This is a genomic window from Afipia sp. GAS231 (genome assembly GCF_900103365.1).
In the GTDB taxonomy this organism is placed as follows: Bacteria; Pseudomonadota; Alphaproteobacteria; order Rhizobiales; family Xanthobacteraceae; genus Bradyrhizobium.
This window is the reverse complement of the sequence record NZ_LT629703.1, coordinates 4,766,773-4,785,012: the sequence shown is the minus strand read 5'-3', so window position 1 is coordinate 4,785,012 and position 18,240 is coordinate 4,766,773. Positions and strand designations below refer to the sequence as shown.

Sequence of the window (18,240 nt, the reverse complement as noted above, 5' to 3'; positions counted from 1 at the left end):
GCTCAGTTGCCCAGCAGCGGATCGAGCACGAACGGTTTCTTGCGGCCCTTGGACGCCGCAGGAGCCGCTTCGGACCCATAGGTCGAATTGAAGACGCCGGGCTGCGCGGCGCGCTCGGTCTCGGAATCTGCGGTCGCGGGCGCGGCCGACAGCGGCGGCGCGTTCGGCGGCAGATCAAGGCCGGCCTTGCGGCCGCAGCCGCCCAGCGCGAGCGCAGTGACGCTCAGCAGGATAATGGCCCATCCCGACGATGACGGGCGGTAGTTACTGATCACGACGAATTCCCCGCTAGAGCGTGATGACGAGCCGTCATCCCGCTCTGACTTCTTCGATTTGAGCATGATCTTTCCGGAAAACCGGTCCCCACTTTTCCGGATCATGCTCCGCGCGGCCGCACCATACAAAGATTGGCGCAGTCTGGCGAGACCCGAAGGCTGACGGATAACCATGAAATTGCAGCGAAATTTTTTCCTTCAGCCCAATTTTCGCTCTTTTTCGAGCCGCTTCAGCCAGGCTTTGGCCTGCGCCGTCACATTCTTCGGCGCGGTGCCGCCATAGCTGGTGCGGCTTTTGACGGACGCCTCCACCGACAGCACGCGCAGGGCTTCCGCCGTAATCTTCGGCTCGACCTCCTGCATCGCCTGCAGCGGCAGCTCGTGGAGGGCAACGGTTTGCTTTGAGGCGAGACCGACAATGCGCCCGGTGACGTGGTGGGCGTCGCGGAACGGCATTTTCAGGGTCCGCACCAGCCAGTCGGCGAGATCCGTGGCAGTGGCATAGCCCTCGCCGGCCGCCGCCTTCATCCGCGCTTCGTCAGGCACGAGGTCGATCACCATGCCGGTCATCGCCCGGATCGCCAGCGACAATGCGGCAAACGCTTCCATCGCGCCCTGCTTGTCCTCCTGCATGTCCTTTTGATAGGCGAGCGGCAGCCCCTTCATCACGATCAGGAGCCCGGTCAACGCGCCGATCACCCGGCCGGTCTTGGCGCGCACCAGTTCGGCCGCGTCAGGGTTGCGCTTCTGCGGCATGATCGAGGAGCCGGTGGTGAACTTGTCGGACAGCCGCACCAGACCCACCAGCGGCGAGGTCCAGATCACGATCTCCTCGGCAAAACGCGACATGTGCACGGCCGCGATCGACGCCGCCGACAGCGTTTCGAGCACGAAGTCGCGATCGGACACCGCATCGAGCGAATTGGCCATCGGCCGGTCGAAACCGAGCGCCTTGGCGGTAGCAGTGCGGTCGATCGGAAACGAGGTTCCGGCCAGCGCCGCCGCCCCAAGCGGCGATTCGTTCAGGCGCTTGCGCGCATCGGCGAACCGGCCGCGGTCGCGCGCGGCCATCTCGACATAGGCGAGCAGGTGATGGCCGAAGGTGACGGGCTGCGCGGTCTGCAGATGGGTGAAGCCCGGCATGACGGTGCCGGCATGTTCCAGCGCCCGTTCCACCAGCGCCTGCTGGAACGCCGCCAGCGCGGCGTCGGTCTCATCGATCGTGTCGCGCACGAACAGACGGAAATCGGTCGCCACCTGGTCGTTGCGCGACCGCGCGGTATGCAGCCGTCCGGCGGCGGGGCCGATCAGGTCGGTCAGCCGGCTCTCGACATTCATGTGAATGTCCTCGAGCGCGCGCTTGAACTCGAACGAGCCGTTGCCGATTTCTGACAAAATCGTGTCTAGCCCTTTGCCGATATTTTTTGCATCACTCGCGGTGATAATGCCTTGCGCCGACAGCATCGCGGCATGGGCCTTGGACGCGGCGATGTCCTGGGCATAGAGGTGACGGTCAACGTCGATCGAGACGTTGATTTCCTCCATGATCGCATCGGGACGCTCGGTGAACCGGCCGCCCCACATCTTGTTGCTCATGACTTCCCGTGCCCTGTCGTCTAAAGCCACTTATTGCCGAACCCGGCGAAACGCCGTGCCGGTTTCATTCGTAATATGGGCACTGCATAGCCGTATCTGACACAGGATGACAAACGATATGCCCGAGTTGCCCACCCCCCGCCCGGCCGTCACGCGCCGGATCCCGCTCGCCATCGGCGCGGTGGTGGTCGGGGCGCTGATCGGTTTTGCCGCGGTCTACGGCTTCGGCGCCTTCAAACGCGGCCCGGCCGGCGATTCCGCCTGTAACGGGGCGGTCGACCTGGCCCGCAAGATCGCACCGCTGGCGCAGGGCGAAGTGGCGGCACTGACCATGGCGACGACCCCGCTGCGGCTTCCCGACCTCGCCTTCGAGGATGCCGACGGCAAGCCCAGAAAGCTGTCGGACTGGCGCGGCAAGACCGTGCTGGTGAACCTGTGGGCCACCTGGTGCGTGCCGTGCCGCAAGGAAATGCCGGCGCTCGACAGCCTGCAGACCAAGCTCGGGGGCAAGGATTTCGAGGTGGTCGCCATCAACATCGATACCCGCGACGCCGAAAAGCCGAAAAACTTCCTGAAAGACGGCAATCTCACCAAACTCAGCTATTTCAGCGACCAGAAAGCCAAGGTTTTTCAGGATCTTAAGAACATAGGCAAGGCGCTGGGGATGCCCACCTCGGTGCTGGTGGACGGCCAGGGCTGCGAGATCGCCAACATTGCCGGCCCGGCCGAATGGGCCAGCGACGATGCGGTGAAGCTGATCAAGGCTGCCGTGCAGCCGACGAAGGCGGGATTCTAGGGCCGGCCTAACACTCGCTGTCGCGTTAACCTCCGTTTCCGCCAGATCGGACCGCGGCCCCTTGATTTTCCTCCCGGTAGGCCCAGTTCCCGACGATGAACGCCAAACGCATCCTCTTTCTCTGCTTCTTGCCCCTCTTTATCGCTCTCGCCTTCGTTGGCGTGCCGCTGCCAGTGACGCGGAGGGTCCGTCCGAACCAGCAGGAGCAAGGGCAAATGTTGGAAAAGGACAGTTAGTGATCAAACCACGGCTCCTCCGTCCGATTGACCCCCTGCATCCCTGGTTGCCGGCGGCACGCAGGCCTTGAACCGCCGGAAGCGCTGATGACGGCTCACTCTGACTTTCATCCCTTCAAATCGGAGAAGGCGCGGGAGCGATATCTGGCCCACTACGATTTGAGGGCCAGCCAATGGCCGGTTGCCGCAGAAGGCCGGCTTGTGGAGACCTCGGACGGGCAAACCTATGTCCGTATCAGCGGCCCCACCGATGCGCCGCCTCTTGTTCTGCTGCCGGGAGTGAATGCGTCCTCCCTGATGTGGCTGCCCAACATTTCAGACTTTTCGCAGAGCTATCGCGTCTACGCGGTGGACAACATTTACGACTTCGGACGGAGTGTGTGGAAGCGGCCGATGCTCACCGCCAGCGACCTCGTGAATTGGCTCGATGAGCTTTTTGCCCAGCTTGGGCTTAGCGAAAATGTCAGTTTGATGGGAGTTTCCTACGGTGGATGGATCGCGAGCCAGTATGCTCTCCGTTACCCGGGCCGGCTAAGGAAGCTGGTTCTGCTGGCTCCGGTGTTCACGGTGCTGCCTTTGCGGACAGCATTCATTCTGCGCGCCATGCTTTGCATGATCCCGCACCGGCGGTTCACGAAAAGCTTCATCTACTGGTTGGCCGCGGATGCCGTGGCCAAGAATGGCATCAGCCGCCAATGGGTCGATGCAATGGTGAACGATGGGTATCTCGGTCTCAGAAGCTTCAAATCGAAAAGGCTTGTCGTCCCCACCATCCTCACCGATGAAGAGTTGCGCGCTCTGTCGGTCGCGACGCTCTATATGGTCGGAGAGAATGAAAAGCTCAATTCGGCCCAAGATGCCTTGCAGAGGCTCAACCGCGTTGCACCTCATATTGCAACCGAGCTTGTCTCAAATGCCGGGCACGACCTGACCATCTCCGGCATGGCCGAGGTGAATACGAAAGTCCTCGAGTTCCTGGGGAAGACACCAAACCGCGGCTGGCATCGAATATAGGTCGCCGCGAACTTCCCGCGCAGCGCCCGAATCGGGAAGATCGAGCCGAGTTTAAAGCCGGCCTCTAGGCGGAAACGTCGAGATTGCCGCCGATTCCGGGACCAAGATTGGCGGTCGACGGCGAGGCCTGGCCGCCCAGCAGGGTCTGGACCGCGAACTTTTCGGCGTCCGAGTTGGACTTCATAATCGAGGTCGCGACCTGCATCTGGGTATTCCCCGCCTGCATGGCGAGCACGCTCGATACCATTGCCATCATGTCCATACGCAGAACTCCTCGTCGCCGAGGACCCTAGCGCGAGGTGGTTAATGAATTCTGGAAGTGGCGGTCCGTAGGGTGGATTAGCGAAGCGTAATCCACCGCAGTCTCGCAAAGGTGATGGTGGGTTACGGCTACGCCTAACCCACCCTACGGCACCGATGCTTGAGCCCTTACCGCGTCGGGACCGGCTTGTCGCCACGGTAGTCGTAGAAGCCGCGCTGGGATTTGCGGCCAAGCCAGCCGGCCTCGACATATTTCACCAGCAGCGGGCACGGCCGGTATTTGGAATCCGCCAGCCCCTCGTGCAGCACCTGCATGATCGACAGACAGGTATCGAGCCCGATGAAATCGGCCAGTTCCAGCGGCCCCATCGGATGGTGGGCGCCGAGCTTCATCGCCGCGTCGATCGCCTCGACGTTGCCGACGCCTTCATACAGCGTGTAGATCGCCTCGTTGATCATCGGCAGCAGGATGCGGTTGACGATGAAGGCCGGGAAATCCTCGGATACCGCGATCTGCTTGCCGAGCTTGGCGACGAAGCCCTTGGCCGCATCGAAGGTCTCGTCATCGGTGGCGATGCCGCGGATCAGCTCGACCAGCTCCATCAGCGGCACCGGATTCATGAAGTGAATGCCGATGAAGCGCTCGGGCCGGTCGGTCGAGGCGGCAAGCCGCGTGATCGAGATCGACGACGAGTTGGACGCGACGATCGCTTCCGGCTTCAGCACCGCACAGAGATCGTGGAAGATCTTGCGCTTGACCTCTTCCTTTTCGACCGCGGTCTCGATCACGAGATCGCAATCCGACAACCCGTCGAGCGTCTCGGCGGAAACGATCCGGTCCAGCGCCTGCTTGCGCGCGTCCTCGCTGATAATCTTCTTCGAGACCTGGCGCGACAGGTTGCCGTTGATGGTCGCCATCGCCGATTTCAGCCGCTCGGAGGACAGATCGTTCAGCACCACATGGTAACCGGCGAGCGCCGCCACATGCGCAATGCCGTTGCCCATCTGGCCCGAGCCGATCACGCCGACCTTCTTGATTGTCACCGCCATCTTGCCATCCACCGGAACGGCGCGCAGTCAGCGCCTGTTCATCTCTGAATCCCGGTTCTGATATAATCAGAATCGAGCCTTCAGTCCCACCTCTGGCGCGTTTTCTTCACGCAAAGTCGGTATCCGCTTCGCTTGAAAACGCCTGTCGAATAAACACCGGCCGGAAGTCGTTTTATCCGGCCGGTGCCTTGTTGGTTACTTTCCGAGCTTGCCGAGTTCCTCGGTCAGTTCGGGAACCGCCTGATAGAGGTCCGCGACCAGGCCGTAATCGGCAACCTGGAAAATCGGCGCGTCCTCATCCTTGTTGATCGCGACGATCACCTTGGAATCCTTCATGCCGGCCAAATGCTGGATCGCGCCGGAGATGCCGATCGCGATGTACAGTTCCGGCGCCACCACCTTGCCGGTCTGGCCGACCTGCCAGTCGTTCGGCGCGTAGCCGGCATCGACCGCGGCGCGCGAGGCGCCGACGCCGGCGCCGAGCTTGTCGGCGAGCGGCTCGATATATTTGGCAAAATTCTCGCGGCTCTGCATGGCACGGCCGCCGGAGACGATGATCTTGGCCGAGGTCAGTTCGGGACGGTCGCTCTTGGCGACTTCCTCGCCGACAAAGCTGGAGAGGCCGGGATCGGCTGCCGATGCGGCGTTCTCGACCGACGCGCTGCCGCCTTCACCGGCGGCGGCAAAGGTCGAGGTCCGCACCGTGATGACCTTCTTGGCGTCCTTGGACTTCACGGTCTGGATCGCGTTGCCGGCATAGATCGGACGCTCGAAGGTATCGGGCGCAACCACCTTGATGATTTCCGAGACCTGCATGACGTCGAGCAGGGCTGCGACGCGCGGCATCACGTTCTTGAAGCGCGAGGTCGCGGGCGCGACAAAGGCGTCGTAGCCCGGGGCGAGTGCCACGATCAGCGCGGCCAGCGGCTCGGCGAGGTCGTGGGCATAGAGCGGACCGTCCGCCAGCAACACCTTCTTGACGCCGGCGAGCTTCGCCGCCGCATCCGCAGCCGCCTTGGCGTTTTCGCCGGCGACCAGCACGTGAACGTCGGCGCCGAGGGCGGCAGCCGCAGTCAGCGCCTTGTTGGTGGAGTCCTTGATCGACGCATTGTCGTGTTCGGCAATCAACAGCGTAGTCATCAGAGAACCCCGGCTTCGGTCTTGAGCTTGGAAATCAGTTCGGCGACGTCCTTGACCTTGACGCCTCCCTTGCGGCCGGGCGGTTCCGATGTCTTGAGCACTTCGAGACGCGGCGTGAGGTCGACGCCGTAATCGGACGCGCTCTTGTCGTCGATCGGCTTCTTCTTCGCCTTCATGATATTGGGCAGCGAGGCGTAGCGCGGCTCGTTCAATCGCAAGTCGGTCGTGACGATCGAGGGTCCCTTCAGCTGCACGGTCTGCAGGCCACCGTCGACTTCGCGCGTCACCTTGAAGTCGCTTCCTTCGACTTCGAGCTTGGAGGCAAAGGTCGCCTGCGACCAGCCGAGCAGGGCTGCCAGCATCTGGCCGGTCTGGTTTGAGTCGTCGTCGATCGCCTGCTTGCCGAGGATGATCAGGCCGGGCTTTTCCGCGTCGGCGATGGCCTTGAGAATCTTCGCGACCGCCAGCGGTTCGACATTGCCTTCGGCCTTGACCAGGATGCCGCGGTCCGCGCCCATCGCAAGACCGGTCCGGATGGTTTCCGAGGCCTGCGCCGGGCCGATCGACACCACCACCACCTCGGTCGCCTTGCCGGCTTCCTTCAGCCGCAGGGCTTCCTCGACGGCGATTTCGTCGAACGGATTCATCGACATCTTCACGTTGGCGAGTTCCACGCCCGTTCCGTCGCTCTTGACGCGGACCTTGACGTTGTAATCGACCACCCGCTTTACCGGCACAAGAACCTTCATCGATCCTCTTTCGCTTGAATTCTGGGGTTTGATTGGCTTGGGCGCGGAACCTAAAGGTCCCGCTACCGGTGGTCAACGCGCGAAAGCCAAAAATCGGCCCGGCGATGCCCCTGAGCCGAGGGGTATTTTAGCGGTTCTGACCCGGCACCCACAGCACGTCGCCGGCCCCGTTGTCGTTGACGGCGCGGCCGGCCACGAACAGGAAATCCGACAGGCGGTTGATATACTGTATGGCAGCCTCGCTGACCGGCTCAGCCGGATTGGCGGCGAGTTCCACCACGATCCGCTCCGCCCGGCGACATATGGTGCGGGCGAGATGCAGGTATGCCGCGGCGGGGGTGCCGCCCGGCAGAATAAACGACGTCAGGGGCGCCAGATTGGCGTTCAGGTCGTCGATGTCGCGCTCGAGCCGCTCGACCTGGCTCGACACCACCCTTAAGCGTTCCGCCTTGCCGTCGCGCTGCGGCACGGCGAGGTCTGCGCCGAGATCGAACAGATCGTTCTGGATCAGGCCCAGCATTTTATCGAGCTCCGGCGCACCGGCCAGATGCAGCCGTACCACGCCGATCGCGGCGTTGGTCTCGTCCACGGTGCCGTAGGCGGCGATCCGCAGATCGAATTTCGGACGGCGCTCGCCGCTGCCGAGCGCGGTGGTGCCGTCGTCGCCGGTCTTGGTATAGATGCGGTTGAGTATGACCATCGGCTGCTTCCCCCTACCTGCCCATCGCCCAGACGGCGATCATGGTGATGACGATGGCGACGAATTGCAGCAACACCCGCAGCCGCATCAGTTGTTGCGACCGGTTCGGCGAGCCGCCGCGCATCATGTTGATAAGGCCGAGCAGCAGCACGATGGCGACCGCCGCAACGGCGATGGGAAGAACAATCGAACTCAGAAAGGATGCCATTGGCGCTACATAACACCGCCTTGGGCCGACTGCTACACGTTCACAGGGGTCAACGATCTGGCTTTTAATGCAATAATATCAGAAGGTCGCCGAATGCCCGGATCGAACAACCATTGCCAGACACAAGGTGGGACGTGAGGCAGGTCAGGTACGTCTACCATGTCACGATGGATGCGTTTTACACCTTCCTCGCCGACGACGGCTGGGCAATCGCGAGCCATATCGCGCTGTCGACGCTGATGGCGCTGTTTCCGTTCCTGATCGTGCTGACCTCGCTGGCCGGCTTTTTCGGTTCCAAGGAACTGGCGGACCAGGCCGTCAGCCTGTTGCTGGAAGTGTGGCCCAAGCAGGTCGCCGATTCGCTGTCGAGCGAAATCCACGACGTCCTGACCACCACGCGCGGCGACATCCTGACCATCGGCGCCGTGCTCGCGGTCTACTTTGCCTCCAATGGCGTCGAGGCGCTGCGGGTGGCGCTGAACCGCGCCTACTCCGTGATCGAGCCGCGGCGCTGGTACTGGCTGCGGCTGGAATCGATCGGCTACACGCTGGTGGCGGCGTTCACCTCGCTAGCGATGGCGTTCCTGATCGTGCTCGGGCCGTTGATGCTGGAAGCGGCGCGGCGCCACATCCCGTTTTTCGTCGAGACCAACGAGCATTTCCTCAACGTCAGCCGCTACGGCATCACCATCTCGGCGCTGATCGTGGCACTGTTCATCCTGCACGCCTGGCTGCCGGCCGGACGCAGAGGGTTTCTGCAGATCCTGCCCGGCATCATCTTCACCCTGGCGGCGTCGCTGGTGTCGGGCATCGTGTTCGGCCAGTATCTGGCGCGCTTCGCCAACAACTACGTCACAATGTATGCCGGCCTCGCATCGGTGATCATCGCGCTGGTGTTTCTGTATTTCATCGCAGCGATCTTCGTCTATGGCGGCGAACTGAATGCGGCGATCATCAAGTCTCAACTACCCCACGGCGTGTCGCTTCATGCAGCGCAGTCGCGAGCGCGCGCGGAGACACAGGCTTGACCAGAAAGGCGTCGGCGCCGGCCTCGCGCGCCGCGGTCTCGTCGTCGCCGCGACCCGACACGCCGATAACAGCAATCCGGCCGTAGGGCGCAGCTAGCGCACGTATCCTTTTGATGGCCTCGATGCCGTCGATGCCGGGCAGCACCATGTCCATCAGCACGGCATCGAACGCGCCTTGCGCGATCCGCTCGGGAGCGGCTTCGCCGCGGCCGATGAATTCGGTCTGATGGCCGAGTTCGGTCAGGATGGCGTTGAGCACGACGCGGCCGAACGGGTTGTCCTCGACGCTGAGCAGTTTGAGCGGCCGCTGGCCGGGCAGCGATATCTCACCGTCGGCGCCACGGCCGCCGGCTGGCTTGGAGGCGCGCGCACGCGTCAGCGTCACCGCCAGCGTGAAGGTGGTGCCGCCGCCCCGCCGCGCCGCAACCATGATGTCGCCGCCCATCGCGCGCGCGATCTGCTTGACCGATGCCAGACCGAGCCCGGCGCCACCGAAACGCGAAGCAATGCTGACATTGGCCTGCGAGAACGGCCGGAACAGCCGCTTGACCTCGTTGAGCGCGAGGCCGATGCCGCTGTCCGATATCGCGAAGGCGACGCCGACCTTGCCGGCGGCAGCCCGAAGCGGCACCGCCGTCAGTTCAATGGCGCCCTGCTCGGTGAACTTCGCGGCATTGTCGATCAGGTTTTCCAGTGCCGCGCGCAGCCGGACCGGATCGCCGACCACGAACGCCGGCAGTTTTTCGGAAATCTCGACGGACCACTGCAGCCCTTTGGCCGCCGCCCGTCCCGCCAGCGAATCGCCGGCGTTGCGCGCCAGCGCCCGCAGGTCGAACAGGTCCTGCCGCACGCTGGCATGGGCGCCTCGGCTTCGCGCGGCATCGACAAATAGCGTTGCCAGGCTCGACAGATGTTCGGCGCCGGCCTTGATGGTATCGGCCCAGCGCCGCTCGCGTTCGTCGAGATCGGACGTTGCCAGGAGATTGCTGATGGCGAGGATGCCGGTCAGTGGCGTGCGGACCTCATGGGCGAATGCCGCAAGTGCTGCCTCGACCATGCCCGGTCCCGACACGGCCGCGCGCCTGCGACGCGGCTTGGCGAGCGGTTGCTTGGCCGGCAGCTTCCTGGCCGCTGGCTTCCTGGCCGGCCGCTTTTTGGCGCGCTTCTTCGCCGGCCGCTTTTTGGTCAGCCCTGTTAAACGCCGTACGCGTGGTTTTGCCGACATGGTCCCCGTGTCCCCGCGGTACCCAGCATGCCATGTCACGGCGGCGCGAGTCACGGGCGGGTTTGCGGTTACCACAGCCGGTAAACTACGGCAGTTGCACCCGTTCCCGGATGTCCGCCGGGGTCGCCCCGGCCGCGCGCAGTTCGCGCAAAGCCATGGCCCCGGTCGATTTCGAGAGTTTTTGCCCCGATGCATCCGTCATCAGCGGATGATGACGGTAGAGCGGTTGCGGAAGCCCGAGCAGCGATTGCAGCAGCCGGTGCACGCTGGTCGACCAGAACAGGTCGCTGCCCCGCACCACGTCGGTGACGCCCTGCAGGGCGTCGTCGATCACGACAGACAGATGATAGCTGGTCGGCGTCTCCTTGCGCGCCAGGATGACGTCGCCCCAGTCCTCCGGCCGGGCGGTGACGGCCCCGCGCTCGCCATCGAGGCCTTCGCCAAGCTCGGTCCAGCCGAGATCTTTTGCCTGGGCGCAGGCCGCGGTCATATCGAGCCGCAGCGCGTAAGGCACGCCGGACGAGATCAGGCGCTTGCGCTCCTCCGGCGAAAGCGACTTTGCATCCCCCGGGTACAGCGGCGCCCCATCGGGATCGTGCGGCCATAGCGCGGCGCTTTGCTGTTGCGCGACCAGCCGGGCGATCTCGGTGCGGCTCTCGAAACTCGGATAGATCAGGCCGCTCGCCCTGAGTTTTTCGACGGCCTCACGATAAGCGTCAAAATGCTCCGACTGCCGCCGCACCGGCGTTTCCCAGGTGAGGCCAAGCCAGCCGAGATCCTGGTAGATCGCGGCCTCGAATTCCGGCCGGCAGCGCGTGGCGTCGATATCCTCGATGCGCAGCAGGAATCTTCCACCAGCCGCGCGTGCCAGGTCGAAGTTCAGCAATGCCGAACAGGCGTGGCCGAGGTGAAGATAGCCGTTCGGACTCGGCGCAAATCGGAAAACGGGTGGCGGCATCTGGCAGCATTCGCACGAACAGGGACTCTGTTACGATAGGAGATGGATGCGCGGGCAAAGGCAAGCGGAAGCGACGCCGTCCTTGACGGCTACGCCCGCGCATGACGGCTAGAAGGAAACAATGACGATCCATCTCAACACCCAGGCCGATCTCGAAGACGCCATTGGCGTGCTGGTCAAGCAGGACAGGCGGCTGAGGCCGATCCTCGAACTCACGGGCATGCCGGTGCTGCGGCAGCGCGAGCCGGGGTTTGCGGGGTTGGCGCACATCGTCTGCGGCCAGCAGGTCTCGACCGCGAGTGCCGCGGCGATCTGGGGCCGGCTCTCGGCGGCGTTCGACCCGTTCGATCATTCCGCCATCCGCAAGGCCCGCACCGACCGCCTCGGCCGGCTCGGTCTTTCCGGGGCCAAGATCAAGACGCTGAAGAACATCGCGCGCGAACTCGATGCCGAGCGGCTGAACCTCGACGTGCTGGCGGAAGAGGACGCCGACGCCGCGCACAACACGCTGACGGCGCTCCACGGCATCGGGCCGTGGACCGCCGACGTCTATCTGCTGTTTTGCCTGCGCCACGCCGACGCCTGGCCGGCCGGCGACATCGCGGTGCAGGAAGCCGTCAAGGTCGGGCTCGGTCTGGCGACACGCCCGACGCCAAAACAAATGGCGCCGCTGGCGGAGCCGTGGCGTCCGCTGCGTGGGGCGGCGGCGCATCTGTGGTGGAGTTACTATCGCGTGTTGAAGAAGCGCGAGGGCGTGCTGACGGAAAAGGTCAGTCCCGCCAAGGTTAGCCTCGCCAAAGTTAACCCCGCCAAGCCTAGCCTCTCAAAGTCACCCGGTCCTCGCGCGCGCAAGCGGTGACGAAGCCGATCACCGCGCGCACCGCGGGGAGATCGACCAGGTCCGGATGGGCCAGCAGCCAGAGGTCGGCCACGCTGAGGAGTTTTTGCGGCGCGACGCGCACCAGATCCGGATCGGCGGCGGCGACGAAACAGGACAGCGCCGAAATCCCGAGCCCGGCGCGCGCCGCCGCCAGCATGTCGCCCTGCGACGAACAACGCAGCACCACCGTTCCCTGCCGAGTGATGAAATCGCTCCAGCGCGCCAGCCGCTCGTTCGAGGCGCGGTCGGCAAAGCCGATGACGCTGTGCCCTTTCCACTCGTCGCGCCGTTCCGGCAGCGGCCGCCGCGCCGCATAGGCGCGCGAGGCGTAGAAGCCGGTGCCGAGCCGGCCGATCCGGCGGCCGATCAGGTTCTCCTCGCCGCTGTCGACCGGACGCAGCACCACGTCGGCTTCGCGGCGGCGCACGCTGGCCGGAAACGGATGGGTGATGATCTCCAATTGAATATGGTCGTGGGCGCGTAAGAACTCCCCGAGCCGCGGCATCAGCCAGTGCGAGGCCAGCGTCGCCCCGATCGACAGCTTGACCACGCCGCGGGCCTGCGCGCCGGTCGCCGACACCGCGGCTTCGGCGCGCAACGCCGCCGCCGCCATCGCCTCGACATGCTCGCGAAACTTGCGCCCCTGCGAGGTCAGCGACAGCCCATCGTTGGAACGTGCGAACAGGGGAATGCCGAGCTGGCTTTCCAGTTCGGCGACCTTGCGGCCGACCGTCGGGTGGCTGGAGCGGAGCTGGCGCGCCGCCGCCGCGAAGCTGCGGGTTTCGGCCACCGCAACGAAGGTCTTGCAGAGGTCCCAGTCCATCGTGCTCTCCCGCCGGATCGTGTTCATAACTGGATAGTCATCTGTTCAATATTGGACAGGCCGGCCTTGCCGTCCAGCGCTATAATGCACCGCATCAATCAACATGACAGCCGCGTTCCGGATCCGCCCGGGCCGCGTTCCCAGGGAGAGACCGCATGCCGTTGCCCGCTTCGCTTGTGAATACGCTCGAACTGCCGGTGGTCGGATCGCCGCTGTTCATCGTCTCCGGACCCGAGCTCGTGATCGCCCAGTGCAAGGCCGGCATTGTCGGCTCGTTCCCGGCGCTCAATGCCCGTCCGGTCGAAAAGCTCGGCGAATGGCTGAGCCGGATCGAGAACGAGCTCGGCGAATACAAGGCGCTGCATCCGGAGAAGAAGGTCGCGCCCTACGCCGTCAACCAGATCTGCCACGCCTCCAACGACCGGCTGATGAAGGACATGGAAACCTGTGTGAAGCACCAGGTTCCGATCATCATCACCTCGCTGCGCCCGCCGCAGGAAATCGTCGAGGCCGCGCATTCCTATGGCGGCGTCGTGTTCCACGACGTCATCAACGTCAAGCACGCCCGCAAGGCCGCCGAACAGGGCGTCGACGGTCTGATTCTGGTTTGCGCCGGCGCCGGCGGCCACGCCGGCACGCTGTCGCCGTTCGCGCTGGTGCGCGAGGTCAAGCAGTGGTTCAAGGGCACCATCCTGCTGTCGGGCGCGATCTCCGACGGTTTTGGCGTGGCCTCCGCGCTCGCGCTTGGCGCCGACCTCGCTTATATCGGCACCCGCTTTATCGCGACCGCCGAAGCCAACGCCGATCAGGCTTACAAGGCCGCGCTGATCGAACACGCCGCGCACGACATCGTCTATTCCAACCTGTTCACCGGCGTGCACGGCAACTATCTCGGACCGTCGATCGTGGCGGCGGGCCTCGATCCCGACAACCTGCCGGTCGCCGACAAGTCGAAGATGAATTTCGGCTCCGGCGGCAACATGAAGGTCAAGGCGTGGCGCGACATCTGGGGTTCCGGCCAGGGCATTGGCCAGATCGCCGACGCTCCGCCGGTTTCCGAACTGGTCGAGCGCATGAAGGCCGAGTTCATCGACGCCAGCGGCGACTTCCTGAAGCGGGCGCGAGCTTAAAATCGGCGCGACCTCGCTTCAACAAGAAAAACAGAGACCAAGGGACTGGAACGATGAAATTCTCGCGGCACATAGTGACGCTCGCATTCGCTCTTCTGGCGGGCGCGACAGCCCGCGCCGAGGACAAGGGCGAAATTCGCATCGGCCAGACGTTGCCCTACAGCGGACCGCTATCGGGCTTCGGCACCATCGGCCGGGCGGAACAGGCCTATTTCGAGAAGGTCAACGCCGACGGTGGCGTCAACGGCCGCAAGATCAAATTCATCAGTCTCGATGATGCCTACTCGCCGCCGAAGACGGTAGAGCAGACCCGCAAACTGGTCGAGCAGGATGAAGTGCAGATCATGTTCGGCTCCTTGGGAACCGCGACCAACAGCGCCGTGCATCGCTACCTCAACGGCAAGAAGGTGCCGCAACTGTTCGTGCTGAGCGGCGCCACCAAATGGGCCGACCCGAAGAACTTTCCGTGGACCATGCCGGGCATGGCGGCCTACCAGTCCGAGGGCGTGGTCTATGCCAAGCATATCCTGCAGACCAAACCCGACGCCAAGATCGCTATTCTCTCGCAGAACGACGACTTCGGCCGCGACTATGTCGCCGGTTTCAAGCGCGCGCTCGGCGACAAGGCCGCGACCATGATCGTGGCGGAAGCCAGCTACGAGACCAGCGCGCCGACCATCAGCTCGCAGCTGGCGACGCTGAAGGCCTCCGGCGCCAACGTGATGTTCGGCGTCGTGCTCGGAAAATTCACCTCGCAGATGATCAAGGGTGCGGCCGAAATCAACTGGAAACCTGATTTGTTCTTCGTACCGACCTCGGCGTCATCGATCTCGTTCCTGGAACCCGCCGGCCTCGAAAACGCCGTCGGCCTGATCTCGTCCAGCAACCAGAAGGACGCGATGGACGCGCAATGGGCCGACGATGCCGGCGTCAAGGATTATTTCGCCTTCATGAAGCAGTATCTGCCGAACGCCGACCTCAACAATTCGAACTATGCCGCAGGCTACCACTATGCCAGCCTGCTGATGAAGGTGCTGACGGCGTGCAAGGACGATCTTGGCCGCGACAACATCATGAAGCAGGCGGCGTCGCTGCGCGAGGTGCCGCTGCCGTTGCTGCTGCCGGGAATGACGGTGTCGACCGATGCCGACGACTATCTGCCGTTCCAGCAACTTCGGCTGCGCCGCTTCGACGGCAAGAGCTGGGTCGGCTTCGGCGAAATTCTGGACGACCGCTGAGCCAAGGCCGGGGAGAACAACGTGACATCGATCATCAGCGGCGACCGCAGCATCAGCTATCCCGACATTCAAGCCCGCATCGCCCGGGCGGCGACCGGATTCGGAGCGATCGGCCTTGGCGGCGGCACGCCCGTCGCCATGATGCTGCGCAACGACTTTGCGCTGTTCGAGGTGTCCGGCGCCGCTGCGGCGCTCGGCAGCCCCGTGGTACCGATCAACTGGCACCTGAAGGCGGAAGAGGTCGCCTACATCCTGGCCGACAGCGGCGCCGAAATCCTGGTCTGCCACGCTGATTTGTTGCCGCAGATTCGTGACGGCCTGCCCCCGCACTTGAAGCTGTTCGTGGTGACGACGCCGCCGGAAATCGCGGCCGCGTTCAACGTCGCGACACCGTTGACGCGGGTCCCCGAAGGCATGACCGACTGGGACGACTGGCGCGACACCCACGCCCCATTGCAAACGCCGGCGATCGGCAGCGCGCCGATGTTCTATACGTCGGGCACGACAGGCCTGCCGAAAGGCGTGCGCCGCAAGCCGATGCAGCCCGAACAGCAGGCAGCCTCCGCGCGCGTCGGCACCATCGCCTACGGCATCAAGGCCGGCGACGACCAGGTGATCCTGATGAACGGCCCGATGTACCATTCGGCGCCGAACTCCTACGGTATGCTGGCGTTCCGCAACGGCTGCACCATCGTGCTCGAACCGCGCTTCGACCCCGAGGACATGCTGCAACTGATCGCGCGCCATCGCGTCACCCACATGCACATGGTGCCGACGATGTTCGTCCGCCTGCTGCGGCTGCCGGACGAGGTGAAGCGCCGCTACGACCTGTCGTCGCTGCGCTTCATCGTGCATGGCGCGGCGCCCTGCCCGCCGCAGGTCAAGCGCGCCATGATCGACTGGTGGGGCACCGTCGTTCACGAATATTTCGGCTCGACCGAAACCGGCATTCCGGTGTGGCACTCGGCCGAGGAAGCGCTGGCAAAGCCCGGCACCGTCGGCCGCGCCATCGAAGGCGGCATCGTGAAGATTTTCCGCCCCGACGGCGAACTGTGCGACGTCAACGAACCCGGCGAGATCTTCATGCGCCAGGTCGCGACCTCGGATTTCGATTATCACGGCAAGGCCGAGGCGCGCGCCGAGGCCGGGCGCGATGGCTTGATCAGCGTCGGCGACGTCGGCTACCTCGACGCGGACGGCTATCTGTTCCTGTGCGACCGCAAGCGCGACATGGTGATCTCGGGCGGCGTCAACATCTACCCGGCAGAGATCGAGAACGCGCTGATCGGCATGGACGGCGTGCGCGACTGCGCGGTGTTCGGCATTCCCGACGACGAGTTCGGCGAACGGCTGTTCGCCTGCATCGAGCCGGAAACGAACGCTTCGCTCTCGCCGCGCGCCGTGCAGGAATTTTTGCGCGGAAAACTCGCCAACTTCAAGGTGCCAAAGGACATTCAGTTTCTCGACGCGCTGCCGCGCGAGGCCAGCGGCAAGATCTTCAAGCGCAAGCTGCGCGATCTGCATGCGGAAGGCGGGCTGCGCGCGGCGGTGTGAGACGCCCTCTCCACGTCATTGCGAGCCAACGGGTCGCGCGAATGCGCGCCCGATGACAGGCTCCGCGAAGCAATCCATCTTGCCGCACGAAGAAAGACTGGATTGCTTCGTCGCTTCGCTCCTCGCAATGACGGAAGAGAGGAAACCGAACAGCGTTTGAAACGAACAACGTTTGAAACGCTATTCGCTGTTGCAAAGCAGTCATCGAACCGGGCAATGATCGCGTCACATGATGAGCAGGGATAGAGCCATGCAGTCCACCGATTTCGTCGTCGCCCGCAACGATCTGCAGCAAAGCAAGATCATCGAGATGCAACTGCCCGACGCCGCATCGCTTCCCGATGAGGCGCTGCTGGTCAAGGTCACGCGGTTCGCGTTGACCGCCAACAACATCACCTACGCCGTGCTCGGCGATCAGCTCAAGTATTGGCAGCTATTTCCGGCGCCAAAGGATTTCGGCAACGTCCCGGTGTGGGGATTTGGCGAGGTGATCGCCTCGAAACATCCAGATATCGCTGCGGGCGAAACCCTGTTCGGCTATTTCCCGATGGCGACACATCTGGTCATCGAAGCCGCCGACGTCAGCAAGCGCGGCCTGCGCGATGCGGCCGCGCACCGGCAAGGGGTTTCGCCGGTCTACAACGCCTATGCCCGCGTCAGCGGCGATCCAGCGTTCGCGGGCAAGCAGGGCGACTATCAGGCGCTGCTGCGGCCGCTGTTCATGCTGTCGTTCCTGGTCGACGACTTCCTCGCCGAGAACGAAGACTATGGCGCCAAACGCGTGATGCTGTCGTCGGCTTCCAGCAAGACCGCATTCGGCCTTGCCCATCTCCTGCACGCGCGGGGCATCAAGGTGATCGGGCTGACCTCGGCCGGCAACACCGCCTTCGTCAAATCGCTTGGCTGCTACGACGAGGTCGTGACCTATGATCAGGTTACGTCGGTGCCCGCCGACTCGCCCGTTGCATTCGTCGACATGGCCGGGAATAGCGACTTGCGCGAACGGTTGCACCGGCACTTCGGCGAGCAGATGAAATATTCCGGACAGGTCGGACTCACCCACCGCGGCGTTTCGCCTGACGAACCCACCCTGCCCGGCGCCAAGCCGACGTGGTTCTTCGCGCCAGACCAGATCCGCAAGCGCGCGAAGGAATGGGGCCCCGGCGGCATCGACAAGCGCTTCGGCGCCGCATGGTCCGGCTTCGCGCCAAAACTCGATCAGTGGCTCGATGTGACCGAGGGTCGCGGGCCGGCCGCGGTGCAGACGGCCTATCTCGATACCCTCAACGGCCGCGTGCCGCCGAATCTCGGGCATATCCTGTCGCTTTCATAGCGTTTTCAAGCGAAGTGGATCCCGGTTCGCGTTAAGAAAACGCGTC

19 protein-coding genes are annotated in these 18,240 nt (G+C 64.0%); 8 read left to right on the top strand and 11 right to left on the bottom strand.

The features are described 5' to 3' along the window. Window positions 1-2: 2 nt before the first annotated feature. Together BLS26_RS22585 and argH are read right to left on the bottom strand one after the other, a co-directional pair. Window positions 3-275 carry a lipoprotein gene (locus tag BLS26_RS22585; RefSeq protein WP_092514734.1) on the bottom strand — a complete coding sequence of 91 codons (273 nt, stop codon included), beginning with the start codon at window positions 273-275 and terminating at the stop codon, window positions 3-5. Window positions 276-473: 198 nt separating this feature from the next. After that, complete coding sequence (gene argH, locus BLS26_RS22580; RefSeq protein WP_092514732.1) at window positions 474-1,871, bottom strand: argininosuccinate lyase; 1,398 nt, start codon at window positions 1,869-1,871, stop codon at window positions 474-476. 106 nt (window positions 1,872-1,977) lie between these two features. Between argH and BLS26_RS22575 the strand changes: the two genes are divergently transcribed. Further along, window positions 1,978-2,667, top strand: coding sequence for a redoxin family protein (locus tag BLS26_RS22575; protein WP_371360657.1), 690 nt, complete (start codon window positions 1,978-1,980; stop codon window positions 2,665-2,667). A gap of 323 nt (window positions 2,668-2,990) precedes the next feature. Next, window positions 2,991-3,917 (top strand): alpha/beta fold hydrolase, encoded by a 927-nt coding sequence (locus tag BLS26_RS22570; RefSeq protein ID WP_092514731.1) that lies wholly within the window; start codon window positions 2,991-2,993, stop codon window positions 3,915-3,917. 64 nt (window positions 3,918-3,981) lie between these two features. Here BLS26_RS22570 and BLS26_RS22565 read toward each other — a convergent pair whose 3' ends face one another. From BLS26_RS22565 to BLS26_RS22540, 6 genes are all read right to left on the bottom strand, one after another. Further along, window positions 3,982-4,179: a putative motility protein gene (locus BLS26_RS22565; protein ID WP_092514730.1), complete on the bottom strand. Its 198-nt coding sequence runs from the start codon at window positions 4,177-4,179 to the stop codon at window positions 3,982-3,984. Between the two features lie 167 nt (window positions 4,180-4,346). Then, a complete protein-coding gene (locus BLS26_RS22560) occupies window positions 4,347-5,228 on the bottom strand; it encodes a 3-hydroxybutyryl-CoA dehydrogenase (protein WP_092518417.1) in 882 nt (293 codons plus the stop codon). Between the two features lie 195 nt (window positions 5,229-5,423). Next, entirely contained in the window at window positions 5,424-6,368 is a 945-nt protein-coding gene (locus tag BLS26_RS22555; protein ID WP_092514729.1) for an electron transfer flavoprotein subunit alpha/FixB family protein, read from the bottom strand. Next, on the bottom strand, window positions 6,368-7,117 hold the full coding sequence (locus tag BLS26_RS22550; protein WP_092514727.1) for an electron transfer flavoprotein subunit beta/FixA family protein: 750 nt from the start codon (window positions 7,115-7,117) through the stop codon (window positions 6,368-6,370). Before BLS26_RS22550 ends, BLS26_RS22555 begins: the two co-directional genes overlap by 1 nt. Before the next feature lie 127 nt (window positions 7,118-7,244). Further along, window positions 7,245-7,817, bottom strand: coding sequence for a cob(I)yrinic acid a,c-diamide adenosyltransferase (locus BLS26_RS22545; protein WP_092514725.1), 573 nt, complete (start codon window positions 7,815-7,817; stop codon window positions 7,245-7,247). Window positions 7,818-7,830: 13 nt separating this feature from the next. Continuing rightward, window positions 7,831-8,025, bottom strand: coding sequence for a twin transmembrane helix small protein (locus BLS26_RS22540; protein WP_092514724.1), 195 nt, complete (start codon window positions 8,023-8,025; stop codon window positions 7,831-7,833). Between the two features lie 167 nt (window positions 8,026-8,192). On the opposite strand from BLS26_RS22540, the gene BLS26_RS22535 reads away from it, so the two are divergent. Continuing rightward, window positions 8,193-9,053 (top strand): YihY/virulence factor BrkB family protein, encoded by an 861-nt coding sequence (locus BLS26_RS22535; RefSeq protein WP_172804811.1) that lies wholly within the window; start codon window positions 8,193-8,195, stop codon window positions 9,051-9,053. Here the strand turns inward: BLS26_RS22535 and BLS26_RS22530 are convergent. Together BLS26_RS22530 and gluQRS are read right to left on the bottom strand one after the other, a co-directional pair. Next, window positions 8,980-10,278, bottom strand: coding sequence for an ATP-binding protein (locus BLS26_RS22530; protein WP_092514722.1), 1,299 nt, complete (start codon window positions 10,276-10,278; stop codon window positions 8,980-8,982). The two genes, BLS26_RS22535 and BLS26_RS22530, sit on opposite strands and share 74 nt — an antisense overlap. An 85-nt stretch (window positions 10,279-10,363) precedes the next feature. Further along, window positions 10,364-11,236, bottom strand: a complete 873-nt coding sequence (gluQRS, locus tag BLS26_RS22525) for a tRNA glutamyl-Q(34) synthetase GluQRS (RefSeq protein ID WP_092514721.1) — start codon at window positions 11,234-11,236, stop codon at window positions 10,364-10,366. Window positions 11,237-11,357: 121 nt separating this feature from the next. Between gluQRS and BLS26_RS22520 the strand changes: the two genes are divergently transcribed. After that, complete coding sequence (locus tag BLS26_RS22520; RefSeq protein WP_092514720.1) at window positions 11,358-12,095, top strand: DNA-3-methyladenine glycosylase; 738 nt, start codon at window positions 11,358-11,360, stop codon at window positions 12,093-12,095. Here the strand turns inward: BLS26_RS22520 and BLS26_RS22515 are convergent. Then, window positions 12,052-12,939: a LysR family transcriptional regulator gene (locus BLS26_RS22515; RefSeq protein ID WP_092518416.1), complete on the bottom strand. Its 888-nt coding sequence runs from the start codon at window positions 12,937-12,939 to the stop codon at window positions 12,052-12,054. The two genes, BLS26_RS22520 and BLS26_RS22515, sit on opposite strands and share 44 nt — an antisense overlap. A gap of 155 nt (window positions 12,940-13,094) precedes the next feature. Here BLS26_RS22515 and BLS26_RS22510 point away from each other — a divergent pair, with 155 nt between their 5' ends. From BLS26_RS22510 to BLS26_RS22495, 4 genes are all read left to right on the top strand, one after another. Then, complete coding sequence (locus BLS26_RS22510) at window positions 13,095-14,069, top strand: nitronate monooxygenase family protein (RefSeq protein ID WP_092514719.1); 975 nt, start codon at window positions 13,095-13,097, stop codon at window positions 14,067-14,069. 53 nt (window positions 14,070-14,122) lie between these two features. Beyond that, entirely contained in the window at window positions 14,123-15,307 is a 1,185-nt protein-coding gene (locus BLS26_RS22505) for an ABC transporter substrate-binding protein (RefSeq protein WP_092514717.1), read from the top strand. 21 nt (window positions 15,308-15,328) lie between these two features. Continuing rightward, a complete protein-coding gene (locus BLS26_RS22500) occupies window positions 15,329-16,861 on the top strand; it encodes an acyl-CoA synthetase (RefSeq protein WP_172804666.1) in 1,533 nt (510 codons plus the stop codon). A gap of 250 nt (window positions 16,862-17,111) precedes the next feature. After that, complete coding sequence (locus BLS26_RS22495) at window positions 17,112-18,194, top strand: DUF2855 family protein (RefSeq protein WP_092514715.1); 1,083 nt, start codon at window positions 17,112-17,114, stop codon at window positions 18,192-18,194. The last annotated feature ends 46 nt before the right edge of the window (window positions 18,195-18,240 follow it).